This window comes from Bacillus sp. ABR, from assembly GCF_056172715.1.
In genome coordinates, this window is sequence record NZ_JAOYSL010000001.1 from 294,559 (window position 1) to 310,700 (window position 16,142).

General features: G+C 41.0%; 12 protein-coding genes. 11 read left to right on the forward strand and 1 reads right to left on the reverse strand.

Annotation, left to right across the window (positions count from 1 at the left end):
* Positions 1-427: 427 nt before the first annotated feature.
* The 3 genes from OIT90_RS01415 (at position 428) to OIT90_RS01425 (ending at position 3,558) form a co-directional block, all read left to right on the forward strand.
* The gene (locus OIT90_RS01415; RefSeq protein WP_144516247.1) at positions 428-1,639 is read left to right on the forward strand and encodes an FtsW/RodA/SpoVE family cell cycle protein; all 1,212 of its coding nucleotides are present in this window, start codon (positions 428-430) and stop codon (positions 1,637-1,639) included.
* A 112-nt stretch (positions 1,640-1,751) separates the two neighbouring features.
* Positions 1,752-2,501 carry an oxygen-insensitive NADPH nitroreductase gene (nfsA, locus tag OIT90_RS01420; protein WP_474892177.1) on the forward strand — a complete coding sequence of 250 codons (750 nt, stop codon included), beginning with the start codon at positions 1,752-1,754 and terminating at the stop codon, positions 2,499-2,501.
* A gap of 52 nt (positions 2,502-2,553) precedes the next feature.
* The gene (locus OIT90_RS01425; RefSeq protein WP_253293394.1) at positions 2,554-3,558 is read left to right on the forward strand and encodes an LLM class flavin-dependent oxidoreductase; all 1,005 of its coding nucleotides are present in this window, start codon (positions 2,554-2,556) and stop codon (positions 3,556-3,558) included.
* A gap of 318 nt (positions 3,559-3,876) precedes the next feature.
* Here OIT90_RS01425 and OIT90_RS01430 read toward each other — a convergent pair whose 3' ends face one another.
* Positions 3,877-6,303, reverse strand: a complete 2,427-nt coding sequence (locus OIT90_RS01430) for a S8 family peptidase (protein WP_474892178.1) — start codon at positions 6,301-6,303, stop codon at positions 3,877-3,879.
* Positions 6,304-6,803: 500 nt separating this feature from the next.
* Here OIT90_RS01430 and OIT90_RS01435 point away from each other — a divergent pair, with 500 nt between their 5' ends.
* From OIT90_RS01435 to OIT90_RS01470, 8 genes are all read left to right on the forward strand, one after another.
* Positions 6,804-7,082, forward strand: a complete 279-nt coding sequence (locus tag OIT90_RS01435; protein ID WP_327842040.1) for a hypothetical protein — start codon at positions 6,804-6,806, stop codon at positions 7,080-7,082.
* Positions 7,083-7,134: 52 nt separating this feature from the next.
* Positions 7,135-7,968, forward strand: a complete 834-nt coding sequence (locus OIT90_RS01440; RefSeq protein ID WP_039182354.1) for a PRD domain-containing protein — start codon at positions 7,135-7,137, stop codon at positions 7,966-7,968.
* A 256-nt stretch (positions 7,969-8,224) separates the two neighbouring features.
* On the forward strand, positions 8,225-9,613 hold the full coding sequence (locus OIT90_RS01445) for a sucrose-specific PTS transporter subunit IIBC (RefSeq protein WP_474892179.1): 1,389 nt from the start codon (positions 8,225-8,227) through the stop codon (positions 9,611-9,613).
* 19 nt (positions 9,614-9,632) lie between these two features.
* Complete coding sequence (locus OIT90_RS01450) at positions 9,633-11,090, forward strand: glycoside hydrolase family 32 protein (protein ID WP_330545688.1); 1,458 nt, start codon at positions 9,633-9,635, stop codon at positions 11,088-11,090.
* A 732-nt stretch (positions 11,091-11,822) separates the two neighbouring features.
* On the forward strand, positions 11,823-12,911 hold the full coding sequence (locus tag OIT90_RS01455) for an amidohydrolase family protein (RefSeq protein ID WP_064498915.1): 1,089 nt from the start codon (positions 11,823-11,825) through the stop codon (positions 12,909-12,911).
* A 173-nt stretch (positions 12,912-13,084) separates the two neighbouring features.
* A complete protein-coding gene (locus OIT90_RS01460; protein WP_474892180.1) occupies positions 13,085-14,425 on the forward strand; it encodes an MFS transporter in 1,341 nt (446 codons plus the stop codon).
* Between the two features lie 216 nt (positions 14,426-14,641).
* Positions 14,642-14,896 carry a hypothetical protein gene (locus OIT90_RS01465; RefSeq protein ID WP_474892181.1) on the forward strand — a complete coding sequence of 85 codons (255 nt, stop codon included), beginning with the start codon at positions 14,642-14,644 and terminating at the stop codon, positions 14,894-14,896.
* 154 nt (positions 14,897-15,050) lie between these two features.
* Positions 15,051-16,124, forward strand: coding sequence for a chitobiase/beta-hexosaminidase C-terminal domain-containing protein (locus OIT90_RS01470; protein WP_144468062.1), 1,074 nt, complete (start codon positions 15,051-15,053; stop codon positions 16,122-16,124).
* Positions 16,125-16,142: the final 18 nt, after the last annotated feature.

The following is a 16,142-nucleotide window of genomic DNA, read 5'->3' on the forward strand; positions in this document are numbered from 1 at the left end:
GGATGCAATTGTGTCTGTTTTTAGGAGATATTGTGAACATTTTGTTACAGGTATTATACCACAATTGACTTTGAAGTAAACGTAATAATTGGAAAATGGGCCTTATTCCATACAAAATGGTTTTATTCCTCATTCCTCAGTGCAGCTATCTCATCTGATGTTTACTTGTCATATCGCCACATAGGTCATTGAATTTTCCCCTTAAAATCTGTAAAATAAACTTTTTAAAGGACTTGAGATCGGTTGAATGAAAAGTGTATAGAGGAATTTTTTCCTATTGTTAGGATGAAAAGTATTTCATTTTTTGAAAATTGAATGGAACCTTTCGGATGTATCTTCCGTCATATTTAAGGTGAGTTGATTTTGTGAAAATTTCAATCTAATATAAACAAGGGCTTTTATGTTTTGTAATAAGGGTGGTTAGTTCATGAACAAGCAGAATACATCTCCTTACTATCAAGGAGATTTGATTTTTATATTTTTAGCCTTCTTTGCCATCAGTGTCATTGCGATTTATGCTGCGGGTCAATTTGGGCAGTATGGATCTAATGCATGGACGAGGCAGATCATATACTATATGGTCGGAGTTATATGTATTGTTGCTATTAATTATTTTGACTTAGAGCAATTAGAGAAACTGAGCTTATATATATTTATAGGCGGCATTATGCTGTTAATTCTTCTTAAAGTCGCTCCTGCACAAATCGGGGGTCATGATTTTGCTCCAATCAAAAATGGTGCAAAAAGCTGGTTTGTGTTGCCAGGAATAGGGACATTTCAGCCTTCAGAGTTCATGAAAATTGGTTTGATTATGATGCTCGCATCTGTCATTGGAAAGTCTACACCTAGAGGAAAGCGGACATTAGAGGATGATATTTTCCTTCTATTAAAAATTGCCGGAGTGGCGGCTGTACCAGTTGGACTAATCTTCTTGCAGGATGCAGGGACTGCGGCTGTTTGTATGTTTATTGTTGTGGTGATGGTATTTTTATCAGGGGTCAATTGGAAACTGATCTCACTCATCGGCTCAGTGGTTGTGCTTTTAGTTGCCTCTATTTTAGCCGTAATCATCTTATTCCCTGATTTTGCGAAAACAATAGGCATTCAGCAGTACCAGATCAACCGTATTACCGCTTGGCTGCCTGATAGTTCTTCGGCAGCCAACCAAGCACAGACGCAGGATGCATCTGGATCTGATAAATATCAAGTAGAGCAGGCGATTATGGCCATTGGGGCAGGGCAGATTTTTGGGAATGGCATTAAAAACTTAAAGGTCTATGTTCCTGAAGCACAAACGGATATGATTTTCTCCATTATAGGTGAAGCCTTTGGCTTTATCGGCTGTGCGTTTGTTGTGATCATGTTCTTCTTCTTGATTTACCGGCTGGTCGTACTGATTGACCGAATACATCCTTATAGCCGATTTGCGTCATTCTTCTGCGTCGGATATACAGCCTTGATTGTGATCCATACGTTCCAGAACATTGGAATGAACATAGGCGTGATGCCTGTAACAGGGATTCCGCTCTTATTTATCAGCTTTGGAGGAAGCTCTGTCTTGTCCGTTCTGATTGGATTCGGGATCGCCTATAACGCAAGCGTTCAATTAACGAAATATCAAAGTTATTTATTTAAATAAAACGGGTAAGGGCAGTCTAAGTATAGGCTGTCTTTTTTTTATTGCGAGTTTTAATTTTTGAAAAGCCCTATGTCTTTGTTTTATGATAGAAGAAGTCAAGGAGGTCTTCGAGTTGAACAAAACGATAGAAACCATATTAAATCATCGATCCATTCGTTCGTTTACAGACGAGCGTTTGACAGAAGAAGAGGTGCTGACACTGATCAAAAGTGCACAGGCTGCTTCAACATCAAGCTACGTACAGGCGTATAGTATTATTGGTGTAACAGATCAGGAGAAGAAGGCCAAGCTTGCTGAACTGGCTGGGAATCAGCCTTACGTTGAGAAGAATGGGCATTTCTTTGTCTTCTGTGCAGACTTGAAACGCCATGATCATATTGCAAAAAAAGCAGGGAAGAATCATCAGGAGGCGCTTGAGAATACAGAAGCCTTTCTCATTAGCGTCATTGATGCGGCATTGGCTGCACAAAATGTCAGTGTTGCCGCAGAATCAATGGGATTTGGAATCTGCTATATTGGCGGACTGCGTAATCAGCTGAGAGAAGTCTCTGAAGTGCTTGAAACGCCATCTTATGTGCTGCCGTTATTCGGTCTAGCTGTTGGGCATCCAGCTAATCAGTCGTCTCAAAAGGAACGACTGCCAGTTGAACTCATATATCATGAAAATTCATATCAGCAAGATGAAGCGTATGTGGATCGTTATTTAAAAGAATATGACGATCGTATTTCCGCATATTATGAAGCACGAACAAACGGCGAGAGAAAAGATACTTGGTCTGAGCAGATGCTGCGAGGCTTTAGCCAGCCAAAGCGTGCCTTCCTTGGAGAATTTGTGAAAGAGAAGGGCTTTAATCGAAAATAAATAAGAATCCCCCTTTCGCTTGAGAGAGGGGGATTTCTGTAAGAGGTGCAGCATGATGAAATTAAGTATACTGGATCAATCTCCTTTGATAGGAGGTGCTACGCCTGCTGAGGCTTTGAAGCAGACGGTTGAACTAGCGAAGCAGGCGGAAAAGTGGGGTTATCACCGTTTTTGGGTATCAGAGCATCATTTTTCAAATCGGCTTGCAGGATCAAGTCCAGAGGTGCTTCTCGGCCATTTATCAGCCGTTACGTCGCATATACGCATTGGCTCGGGCGGCGTCATGCTTCCCCACTATAGCGCCTATAAAGTAGCAGAGAACTTCAGGGTTCTCGAAGCGCTGGCTCCTGGCAGAATTGATCTTGGGATTGGACGTGCCCCTGGTGGTATGCCCATTTCATCTATTGCCCTTCATCATGGGGAGCGAAAGCGTTTAGGTGATCAATATCCTGAGCAAGTAGAAGAATTGAAGGTGTATTTACACGATTTAGCGGATGAATTTTACCCGCTGCCTCATTTGACTGCTTCTCCGAAGGTAGAGACCGCGCCAGAAGTTTGGATGCTCGGTTCCTCTGGAGGGAGTGCAAGGCTTGCGGCGAAAGCAGGTGCAGGCTACACGTTTGCTCTTTTTATTAATGGTGAAGGCGGAGAAGATTCTGTAGAGCAATATATCAATCGGTTTGAACCTTCAGTATTCGGTGATAAGCCACGTGTCAGTCTGGCAGTCTTTGTTTTATGTGCTGAAACAGAGGAGCAGGCAGAAAAACTAGCTGTCAGCTTAGATTTATCTTTACTTGCCAATGAACAGGGGCTGAAGCTTGAAGGCTTTCCTTCATATGAAGAGGCACAGGCGTATTCTTACAGTCCATATGAACAAAAACGAGTGGCTGCCAATCGTCAAAGGATGGTCGTTGGAACACCAGCATCTGTGAAAAAGCAGCTGACCACACTCGCCAAGGCTTATCGGACAGATGAATTGATCGCTGTGACCATCACACATCACATGCAAGACCGGCTCACATCGTATCGTTTATTAAAAGAAGCCTTTGATGCATAACGTATGTATATTTATCGTCCACGCAGCCAGTAAAAGGGGAAAAGCAGCATCATAGTGAGGAAGAAGGCGGCTGACACCAGCAGGCTGAGCGGGTAGATACAGGAAGCATAAACAGTCAGCTCGCATGCTTGATGAAAAGGACGAGGCTGCTTCGTATGTAAAAAAGTTAGTAAATAAACCAAGGTGATCGTCAGAAAAAAAGCAGTAAAAAAAGAAACGATCCAGCCATATCAACATGAGTTTCTCTTTCCTCCATATATGATCGAAAAGCCTTGATGAGCTTATCCGCTCATACAAGGCTTTTCTTGTGATTCGCATTTATTCAGGGTAAATTTCGAAAGGTTCCTTCGTTTGTACGGTATCTGATTTTCCTTTCAAACTTGCATACGCAAGCATTGTATACTCACCAGCTTCAAGCTTCTGGCCTTGATTGATCGTGCCATTCCATTTTACGCGGTGCTCTCCTTTATCAACATGTTGATAAACACCAGCTTCACCTAAATACTCTCCATCTGTCGAGTAGACAAGGAATGCAAGGTTCTCAGCACCGCCAGGCAGGTAGCTGCTGATGACATAGCTTCCAGCACGGTTGTCAGGCTCTACGGAAACAGAAGTGACGCGCGGATAATCTGGCTCTTTCACAATCAATAAAGTGGGGATTTCCGTGACCTTTCTGCCATTTTCGCGAATGGTTATGCTACCTTGGTACGTCCCTTTCTTGGTTTTTCCGTAATTCACCTGTACTGCGGAAGTAAAGGATCCAGTGGAATTCCCTTTGACGGTGATTTTTTTCGTTCCGTTTGTACTAATGCCGCTGCCATTGAATTTGTAATCAATGGTATACGTTTTCGGTGCTTTTGAAAGGTTTTCTACCTTGAATTTCTTCGTTTTGATTTGAACGCCTTTTTCCTTTAAGAAAGTGCCGTAAGAATAGCTCGCATCAGAAACGATAGAAGACGCTTGAAGTGATTCCATGATTCGAACACTGCCTGTTCCTTGTGTGTTATGAGGGAATGGGCTGCCATTTGCGTCAAACAGTTTTTCTGCTGTATTCATCAGTAATGCTTTGATTTGTCCAGTTGAGTACGATGGTTTTGCTTGTTTGATGATCGCTGCTACTCCTGCCACATGCGGAGAAGCCATACTTGTTCCTTGCTTAGAACCATATCCGTAAGGCTGAGAAGGATCATGCGTTGGGATCGTACTCACAATGCTGACGCCGGGGGCTGATAGATCAGGCTTAATCATCCACGTATCCACAACAGGTCCGCGGGACGAGAAGTCAGCGACTTGCTCACTAAGTTCTTTGACAAATTGAATGGAGAAAGCCGTTGTATTGTTTCCAGCCTCAATGGCTTTGATAAGCGCTGTTCCTTCAGCTTTTGACAGCTTAATTGTAGGGAGTACGAGACCTGGTACATCGACTGGGATTTCTCCATCGGTATTGTTATACATCACAACGCCGATTGCACCAGCTGCTTTTGCATTGTCGACTTTATCCACAAAAGCAATGGCACCACGTTCAATCACGGCCACCTTTCCTTTAACATCGATGTCTTCAAATGCCTTTTCATCACCGATTCCAGCTTGGACGAGTGTGACTTGTTTTTGGTCAAGCGCTTTTAAATCACTTTCTTGGTAGTAGCCCATGACTTTTGCAGTTGAATAGTTCGGGAATTTCACATTGTAAAGGCTGTACGGAAGCTGAGTTGCTCCGACAGAAATAGCATCTCTTGATGTGCCAGGTGAACCGACTGTCCAGTTGTTCGGACCGCTGTTTCCATTGGATGTAACAGCGACAACGTCTTCAGACATGGCCCAATCGAGAGCGATGCTCGTTGCATAATCAGGGTTATTGACACTGTTTCCAAGAGAGAGGTTCATGACATCTGCTCCGTCAGTAACCGCCCGGTCGATGCCTGCAAGAACGTTCTCAGTTGTTCCAGATCCACCTGGTCCAAGTACACGGTATGCAAGAAGTGTGGCATCCTTTGCGACACCTTTAATTTGTCCATTTGCCGCGATCGTTCCTGCGACGTGTGTGCCGTGATCTGTGGATTCGCCTCTAGGATCTCCTTTAGGAGTCTCTTGCGGAGAATAATCATTATCAACAAAATCATAGCCTTTGTATAAACCGAAGTTTCCTTTTAAATCAGGGTGGGTATAGTCTACTCCAGTATCAATGACTGCGACTTTGACCCCTTTTCCAGAATAGCCGGCATCCCATGCTTTTGGTGCACCGATAAATGGAGCGCTCTTATCCATAAGCGGGGAGACATCTTCGTTTGGAAGCTGGATGCTTTCCTTTTTCACTTCATCGGTTTTATATGTAACATCCGGATAAACAGCTTTTACTCCATCAACTGCGAGCAGCTTCGGGATTTCGTTTGCAGGAAGTTTCATAGAGAAACCAGAGAAGACTTTTTCATATTCTTGACGAACACTCGCTTTATCTACCTCTTTGAGTGCTGCGTTCTTTACTTTTGTTCGAGATTTTTTGAGGGAGGCTTTTGTTTGTGCTTCGCCGTCTTGCTTGGCTTCAACTAAGGATTTTTCCTTTAATTCAACAATGACAGTGGTTTGTTTTCTCGAGTTGACATTGATTTCACCGAAGATTTCTGCTTTTTCTAGTTCCACCTTTTTGTTAGATGGAGCAGCAGCAGCCTGTTGACCGGTAAAGAATGTGGATAAAATAAAAATAGTGGAGAACAATAGAACAGAAGAACGAGATATGACCTTTTTCATTAATTTTCCCCTTTCTAGCTGTGTTTTTAGGGAGATAGCCTTTCTTTTTGTGGATAAATAGGAAAGATTCACTGCCCGTTATTAAGTATTCAATATGTTGAAAACAATTCCTTTACTAAAATGGTCTTATTTTACATAGTTACAAAGAACTATTTTGTTTATAAAGTCACACTTATTCACAAATATCTGTTGATAACTCGATTATTAAGATACATATATGGAAAATAAAAAATTTACATACACAAAATCTAGTGAGAGGGTGTTGATATGTGGATAAACCCTGTTGATAAGGTGTGCTTATCTTTGGGATAGCGTGTGCATAAAATTTTCAATGAAACATCTAGGCACATGATGATCTTCTGCACTTTTCAACAAAACTTCTGAAAACTAGTTTGTTTTTTCACCCAGATTGTGACAAACCTCTCTTTTTTCTCGGGATATGATAGGAGCAGTTGTTTTGATAGAGTTGCTAGATTCTAAGAAAAGCGGAGGGATGTTCAGTGAAGAAATTAAAAAGCTGGTTGAGCGTATGGTTTGGTTTCATGATGAATGTGCTTGTGAACCCTGGTGTGATGATGAAGCAGCAAGGGTTTCAGGCGGCCGCGGCGGATGCCGGATCTTTTCAAGTAGTGAAAGAGAGAGAGCTGGAAAAGCTGGCAGAAGAACATAAGAAGAAACGCAGGACAGAGAAGCGGATGACTCAAAGTCTGATGATGCTTGAAGAGAAGACGATGCGAGAGGCGCGTGCTGGTCCGCTCTTACCTTTACAGAAAAAGTGAAACAGGGTAAAATCCCACATAAGAAATGTTATCTGCTGGGAGAGGATACCCCTTGAAGATATATAAAATATTGAATAACAACGCAGTGGTTGTAAAGGAGGGCGATCAGGAGAAAATTGTGATGGGACCCGGAATTGCTTTTCAGAAGGGGAAAAATGACGTCGTTCCTCTTCAAAAAATAGAGAAAATCTTTGTTGTGCGTGAAGAAAATGAGAAATTCAAACAAATTCTTGCCACATTGCCAGAAGCGCATATTGAGGTGGCAGAGCATATCATCAGTTATGCAGAAGGTAAACTCATGATGCCGCTCAGTGATCACATCCACATATCACTGACTGATCATTTATCCTTCGCCATTGAACGTCTTCAAAAAGGCATTGTGTTATATAATAAATTGCTTGGTGAGATCAAAGTCTTATATAAGCAGGAATATGAGATTGGAAAGTATGCTATTCGTTATGTAAAGGAGCGGCTTGGGGTCGAACTGCCGGACGATGAGGCAGGATATGTGGCACTTCATATTCATACGGCCAAAATGAATACGGAGTCCATGAAAAAGACCGTAAAATATACAACGATGATCAAAGAAATGATCGAGCATATTGAAAGCTATTTTCAGCATTCAATTGATGAGGATAGTATTTCCTATCAGCGGCTTGTGACACATTTGAGGTATGCATTAGGCAGGTTGGAATCGAATGAGGCATTTCAAATCATGGACGATGACATGCTGATTTTTATCCAAACAAAGTATGATACGGCTTACCGGTGTGCACTTGGACTCGCTGATTTGTTAAAAGATGAATATGGACTTCATCTCCCTGAATCGGAGATCGGCTACATCACGCTGCATGTCCAGCGTCTGCAGGAAGCCGAATTGGTTTAAAATGATCGTGCCTGCATGCAGGCTTTTTTTTATGCACACTACTCTTATTAGTGTATATGGGTCATTGGATTTGAAAAAAGAGGTTGACGCATGTCACAGTCTTATACTATGATGAAAGCGTCATCAAAATTTGATATCGCGGGATTGTGACTGTCAGGCAGGCAAGACCTAAAATTTGCGTAACGAGGGGACGTGTATGTCCTTTGCTCGTTGGTGAATTTTAGGTCTTTTTTGCTTTAAAAAAGGAGGAGACATCATGGATTATCAAAAAACAGCCAAAGAATTAACAAGTCTGTTAGGCGGCAAGGAAAATGTCATCAGTGCCACACATTGTGCAACAAGACTCAGATTGGTGGTGAAAAATGAGGATTTGATTGACAAAGAGGCTATTGAAGAACTTGAAGGAGTGAAGGGGGCTTTCTCAAGTTCAGGGCAATTTCAGGTGATTTTTGGAACTGGATCTGTCAACAAAGTGTATGAACCATTTGCTCGTGAGACTGGTCTCGAGACAGGCGACGAGAAACAAAAGCCTGTCAGCCATGATGAAGCAGTGAAACAAAAAATGAATCCACTTGCGCGTTTTGCAAAGGCGTTATCGAATATTTTTGTACCGATCATTCCAGCAATTGTGGCAAGCGGTTTATTAATGGGTCTCTTAGGTATGATGAAAGCCTTCAAATGGGCTGACCCAAGCTCTGCGGTCTTCCAAATGCTTGATATGTTCTCAAGTGCAGCCTTTATCATTTTGCCGATTTTAATTGGGGTCAGTGCAGCGAAAGAGTTTGGCGGAAATCCATATTTAGGAGCCGTCATTGGGGGAATTATGATTCACCCGAATCTGCTTAATCCGTGGGGATTGACGGAAGCAAAACCAGAATATATGCATTTATTCAATGTTGATATTGCTCTTCTTGGTTACCAAGGGACGGTTATTCCAGTGTTATTGACCGTATATATCATGTGTCTTGTTGAGAAGAATTTAAGAAAAGTGGTTCCGAACAGTATTGATTTACTTGTGACCCCATTTGTGACGGTGATTGTAACTGGATTTGTGACGTTTATTGCAGTTGGACCGCTTGGAAGAATGCTTGGTACAGGAATTTCGAATGCGCTGACGCTTATTTATGACCATGCAGGGTTCTTAGCAGGACTCATTTTCGGCGGTGCTTACTCTTTAATTGTGCTCACAGGGGTTCACCATAGCTTCCATGCGATTGAGGCAGGATTGCTGAATGATATTGGACGTAACTATTTGCTGCCAATTTGGGCAATGTCCAATGTCGCGCAAGGCGGGGCAGGATTGGCTGTCTTTTTCTTAGCCAAGCGTGCAAAAACAAAAGAAATTGCCCTTCCTGCTGCCTTCTCTGCTTTTTTAGGAATTACCGAGCCTGTCATATTCGGTGTAAACCTTCGCTACCGTAAACCATTTATTGCGGCGATGATCGGAGGCGCATTGGGCGGGGCATTCGTCGTTTTCACGAAGGTAGCCGCCAATGCTTATGGTTTAACAGGCATTCCGATGATTGCGATTGCAGCACCATTCGGTGTTCAAAATGTGGTCAATTATGTAATTGGTATGTTAATCGCTGTTGCTGTTTCATTTATTCTCACCATCATTTTTAAAGTAAAAGAAGTCGAAAAATAATCAAGGGGTGGTCACAGTCATGACAACAACTGACGCAGCACTTCGTCAAAAGATAGCAGAACGTATTCGAAACTATGAGCATTTGGTTAAAAAGGATGTGTACCGGCAGCAATTTCATTTAATGCCGCCAGTCGGTCTTTTAAATGATCCGAATGGGCTGATTCAGTGGAAAGGAATTTATCATGTTTTTTATCAGTGGCAGCCATTCAAAACGGGACATGGTGCAAAATTCTGGGGTCATTACACATCGACAGATCTAGTGAATTGGCATCACGAAGAAGCCGCTCTTGCCCCAAGTGATTGGTTTGATCAAAACGGCTGTTATTCTGGAAGTGCATTTATAGACGATGGGCTGATGCATGTGATGTACACTGGAAACGTTCGGGATGAACAAGGGAACCGTGAGACGTATCAATGTTTAGCTGTTTCAGAGGATGGCATTCACTTTCAGAAAAAAGGTGTCGTGGCAACGCTGCCGGAAGGTTTCACTGCCCATTTTAGAGATCCAAAGGTATGGAAGAGGAATGGTCAGTGGTACATGGTTCTTGGTGCACAAAGCTTAGACCTGAAAGGACACCTTGTTTTGTTTACCTCTGATACATTAGAGAAGTGGACGTTTCAAGGCACGATTGCAGGCAGTGGAAAGAATGGTTTAGACAATTTCGGCTATATGTGGGAATGTCCAGACCTGTTTGAATTAGACGGCCGGGATGTATTGATTGTGTCACCGCAAGGGCTCAAGCCGGATGGTTTAAAATATCACAATACCCATCAATCAGGCTATTTTGTTGGGAGATTGGATGATCATACCTATCAATATACACATGGAGCGTTTGAGGAGCTGGATCGCGGCTTTGACTTCTACGCCCAGCAAACCTTTCTAGACGAATCAGGCAGACGTCTTTTAATCGGGTGGATGGGGGTGCCTGATCAAGGAGAAGAGCATCATCCGACGATTTCTTATCAATGGATACACTGCCTCACGATCCCGAGAGAGCTCCGTTTAGATGATGACGGACATCTCATTCAAAAACCAGTAAGTGAACTTCAATCCATGCGGACCAATGAACAAGAGCATGTTTTTCATATTAAACGTTCTGTTCATTCTATCCCTGTAGATGATATTACGAGCGCAGAGGTATTCATTGATCAAATTGACACACAGAAAGGGTTTGAATGCTGTATCCGTGCAGCTGCTCGGATCATCTATGATAAAGAGGAAGGGAAGCTGACATTAGAGCGGGATCGATTTGAAGATCGATCAAAGGAAGTTCGTGAAGCGGTCATAGAGGAATTACACGATCTGCATATCTTTATTGATGCATCGTCGATTGAGATTTTTGTAAATGGTGGCCGAGAAGTTTTTACTGCACGTTACTTTCCTTCCCCGGGAAATAAATCAATCTCCATCAGTGGAAGAAATGAAACAAAACTGACATTGAAGACATGGCATTTACAAAAAGAAGCAGGTCGTTGATCCGAACCCTACATGTGATGATTAATATGATGTGAAATTAAAAGTAACCAAAAACAGCACGTCATATAAAAAAAGGAGATTCAGAGCCGTCTGCACGATTGATAGGAAGGCTTGATGTAGAATACATTTCTCTATCAGATAAGCGAGGTGCGGGAAATTGGGTACCCCAATACCGCATCCTCATTTTATTCCACTGTCATAAGTGGAATTTTTATTTTCATTGTTTTTTTGCTTTTGGACCAATGGTAATCACAACGTCTACATATCCCTCGCCATCAATTCCATTATATTTTCCGGAAAACGATCGTTTCCCATTTGCTTCACTGTTCGTTTTACTTTATCTGCTGTTCTTTATAAAAAAGGTTTACTTTATTAAGTATGAGTGATAACATACATTTAAATTGTTGGTAATAAACATTACTTTTATATAAAAAATAGTAATTTTTATTACATGAGATAAATCATAAAATTTTTTTGAGGTGCGTGATAATCCTTTGGGGATAAGGATTGCGTCATTCATTTTATTTTTTGAAAGCGCTATCTTATTGGTTTGTGTATGGAAATGAATCTCTTAGTTGATTGTTTCTACTATCCAAAAAGAAGAGGAGTGTATGTTGGTCAGTGATTTAGCACAGTGGTTGGATGTTATCAAGGCATGTAAAGAGAATGCTATTGTTAACAATTAAATAAACGAATCTATTATATCAATATGAAGTTAAGGGGTGTATTTGCATGGGAGTATGGAATTTTAAAGGCGGTTCTATTTGGTCAGAAAAAGGATTCATTCCAAATAAGTCTACAAGAATAACAGTTACTCATGAGGATGATAGGGATATTCATTTATCTGAATCTAGCGTAATTGTACCAGGACTAGTCGATTTTCATTGTCATCTATGGGCACCTGGAGCGGAGATTGGTGTGAAAGATAAACAATATCTCTCCTCAGGAGTAACGACAGTTGGGGACGCAGGTACTTTTGGCTATGACGGATGGGAGGAAGCAAATCGTTATTGGGAAAAGAGCCCATTAACAGTTCGTTCTTGGTTATCAGCCTTACCAGAAGGGCTAACCAATCATCCCAACCCTAACCCAACCAAGCCAGAAAGCATTTCGTTGGATCGAATTGTTGAAGTTGCATCTTTAGCTGATGATCGTTTATTAGGAATTAAGATTCGCTTAGGTCAGGTGGATATAACGACTGACCGGTCTTTATTACGCTTAGCAAGAGAAGCAGCCGATCGAACTGATTTACGAATGATGGTTCATTTAACTGAAACTAAACTAGATATTGAAGAGGTAACACAATATTTTAATAAAGGGGACATTCTCACTCATCCATTTCAAGGAAGGGATGGAAACGTGTTAAATACTGCCGGGAAGGTAAAAAAAGAATTTCTAGATGCAGTAGAAAGAGGGATAGTATTAGATATCGGTCACGGTAGAAAACACTTTAATTGGAATGTTTTTTATAAATGCTTAGCTGAAGGAATTAAACCAGATACGATCAGTTCAGATTTAACAAGCGCGTCATGGAGAAAATACCCCGTTTATAACATGAGCTACATCATTTCTAAAATGATTGTAGGTGGACTGTCTCTAGATGAAGCTTTTAGAACCGTTCTGGTAACAGCTCCTAAATTGTTAGGAATTGACGATTTTACTTTTACTCCAAATAACCTTGTGGTGCTGGATTCTACTTCTACTGAGACTGCTTTTCCCGATGTAGATGGAGAAACTGTGTTAGGTAACATTAATTATCAACCGAAACACTTAATATTTAACGGTATACCAGATATTGAGAGCGTTTCTAGTTGGAAATAAACGTTTTGACACGATGAAAGAAGATATATTTCATTTTGTTCGCTGTCTTGAGGAAACAACAGAAGGGTAAATGGAGATACTCTTAGACATCTTACAGAAGCGTAAGAGTATCTCTTTATTTTTTAGATAAATGTAAGCGTTATCAAAATTTCTTTTTAAAAGGAGGAATTTGATTGGAAAATTCTCAATTGAATTTCGAAAAGAAGACGATTCGAAAGGTGACACGAAGAATTATCCCGTTACTATTTTTACTCTATATTATTTCTTATCTAGACAGGGCAAATGTGGGATATGCTGCATTGGAAATGAATGAAGCACTAGGACTAACAAGTAAAATGTTTGGTCTTGTGACAGGTATTTTTTTTATTGGTTATTTTCTCTTTGAAGTACCAAGTAATATTTTAATGCAAAAATTTGGGGCAAGAGTTTGGATTACTAGGATACTCTTTACTTGGGGAATTATTTCTATGGCAACTGGGTTTGCTCAGAATGCTACCCAGCTCTATATCATTAGATTCCTTCTTGGAATAGCAGAGGCAGGTCTATTTCCAGGTATTATTCTATACCTTACTTATTGGTTCCGAGCTAAAGAAAGAGCAAGTACAATTGCGATGTTTATGACAGCAATCGCCGTTTCTTATATTATAGGGGCTCCCGTTTCTACTTTAATTATTGATCATATTCATTGGATGAATGTGCCTGGATGGCGTTGGATGTTTATTATCGAAGGCGCCCCTGCTGTTATTTTAGGGTTTGTTACATATTTCTACTTAACAGACCGGCCAGAACAAGCAAAGTGGCTAACAGCCGAAGAAAAAAATTGGTTGATTTCAGAATTAAGAAAGGACGAGGAGCTACGAGAAAAGAAAGGCCAACAAACAACTAGTCATAAGACGGCCTTGACTGATCCTAAACTATGGTACCTCGCCTTAATTTACTTTGTATATACTGCAGGTACACTGGGCGTTGGATATTGGATGCCCCAAATTATTAAAGGATTATCTGGCTATTTATCAAACACCCAGATCGGCTTCATTGCTACAATCCCTTACATTATTGCTTCAATCGTCATGAATTACTGGTCAAGACGCTCAGATCGCACTGGTGAAAGACGTATGCACACAGCTTTACCGTTACTCGTAGCTGGTTTAACGTTACTCAGTGTAGGAATGGTATCCAATCCATTTATTGCAATGATTTTCATCACCATATCATTGGCAGCCATGTATTGTTTTAAAGGTCCTTTTTGGTCATTACCCACTATGATATTGAGTCCAGCCACAGTAGCTGTTGGAATTGCAGTCATTAATTCAATTGGAAGTCTAGGAGGTTTTGTTGGCCCTTATGCAGTTGGATGGCTAAAAGATGCTACAGGAAAAATGCAAGCCGGTTTGATTTTCTTAAGTATTATTTTAATAATAGCTTCCATATTAGTATTAGCGATGAAATTTGAGCAAAAAAGAACAGCCTTCAAGAGTCAGAAGGAAATAGGGGAAATCCGGCTTGAAAAATAATTTGTCTACAATCTGAGCAGATCAATGATCTGCTTTTTTCTAGTGAAATCAGCCTGTATCTTAAGGTCTATATCATGTATATACAAGGTTGGCCTAAACGGTTTGATGACGTTTTACATATATGATAACAGGTGGAATTATGGTATCATTTTAAAATATATACAGCTGAGGCTGACGTTTATCCAAATGCGGTAGGACAAAAAAGGGGTTGTTTACTTGAATTCAAAACAGCAGCCGACGACTAGAAAACGCTTGGAGACAATGGCAGATCATGTTGAAGATAAACGTGAAGAATATAAAGAATTGCTCATTCAAGTTCAATCTATTCTCGGTGAACCTTCTTTAGAGCAGGAAGAAGTGAAAGAGAAGCTGGCAGATACGTATAAACAAATGAAAGAATATGCTTTATTTGTTGAATCCATCGAAGCCTTTATTCGAAAAATGGCGAAAGAGTCCGATCAGCAAAAATAGGCATTCATGTATTGATAAAAGAGTGTACTCGGTTGCGGGTATGCTTTTTTGTTCCGGTCAGATTATTCAGAAATTTAAATGAAAGCGTTGACATTTTTATTGTCATGATAAATAATAAATAAAAATTCATCTGAGCATGTACAGGAGGAACGATATGAACCATACAACCAAGAAATGCCTGATCACCTTTATGATTATCCTATTTTCTATGAGTTTTCTTTTTCCTTCCATTTCTTCTGCCCGAAATCATACGTCGTATGCTGCATCAACTGCTTCAGTCCCGTCTGGTCAATATTATCGTTCACAAGAGGTAGCTCTGCATTCTCACGTTCAAAAAGCTTCTCTTTATTACACAACAGATGGCAGCCAGCCGACAACTCAAAGTCAGTTGTACAAAAAGCCCATACATATCGAAAAAGATACGACTTTAAAAGTAAGCGTTTACAAGAAAAACCACCGCCTTTCCACGTCTACATACAATTATCGGTTTGTCACACGAGAGGACATTGCATCATCTTTTTTATCTTTCGAATACAAAGGAATGCCTTATCGGCTGTATATTCCAAAAAATCGTAAGAGGGGTAAAGCCTATCCTCTCGTCCTGTTCTTACATGGAGGCGGTGAGAGGGGAACAGACAATCAAAAGCAGTTACTTGCGAATGATGGTGCAGTTTTATGGGCTTCCCCTGAAGTCCAAAAGAAACATCCTTCGTACGTATTAGCCCCTCAGGCGCGAAATGCTGTGGATGGAGGCTTTGCATTAACAAGAAATTTGCAAAATGAAATCGATCTGACAAACGTGTTTCAATTTTCACCGGATTTACACAAAGCTTATGATGTCCTTCAGCATGTGTTAACTTCTTATCAGATTGATCAGAAAAGGATTTATGCGACGGGTTTATCACAAGGTGGATTTGGCACGTACCAGTTGAACATCACATATCCTCGTTTGTTTGCAGCGATGATTCCTATTGCGGGGGGTGCAGATCCAAGCAAGGCAGGAATTTTAGCACACAAGCCGATATGGGCATTTCATGCAGAAGATGATTCCATTATCCCTATCAGCTATGCGAGAAATACAATTCAAGCTATTCAAAAAGCAGGCGGCCAGCCGCTTTATACGGAGTACGCAAGCAAGTATGAATATGACCATGCATCATGGACGCCTGCTTATGAGACGCCAGGCTTAACCGATTGGCTGTTTGCACAGAGACGCAGCTTTCGATAAACAAAAAACCGATTCACC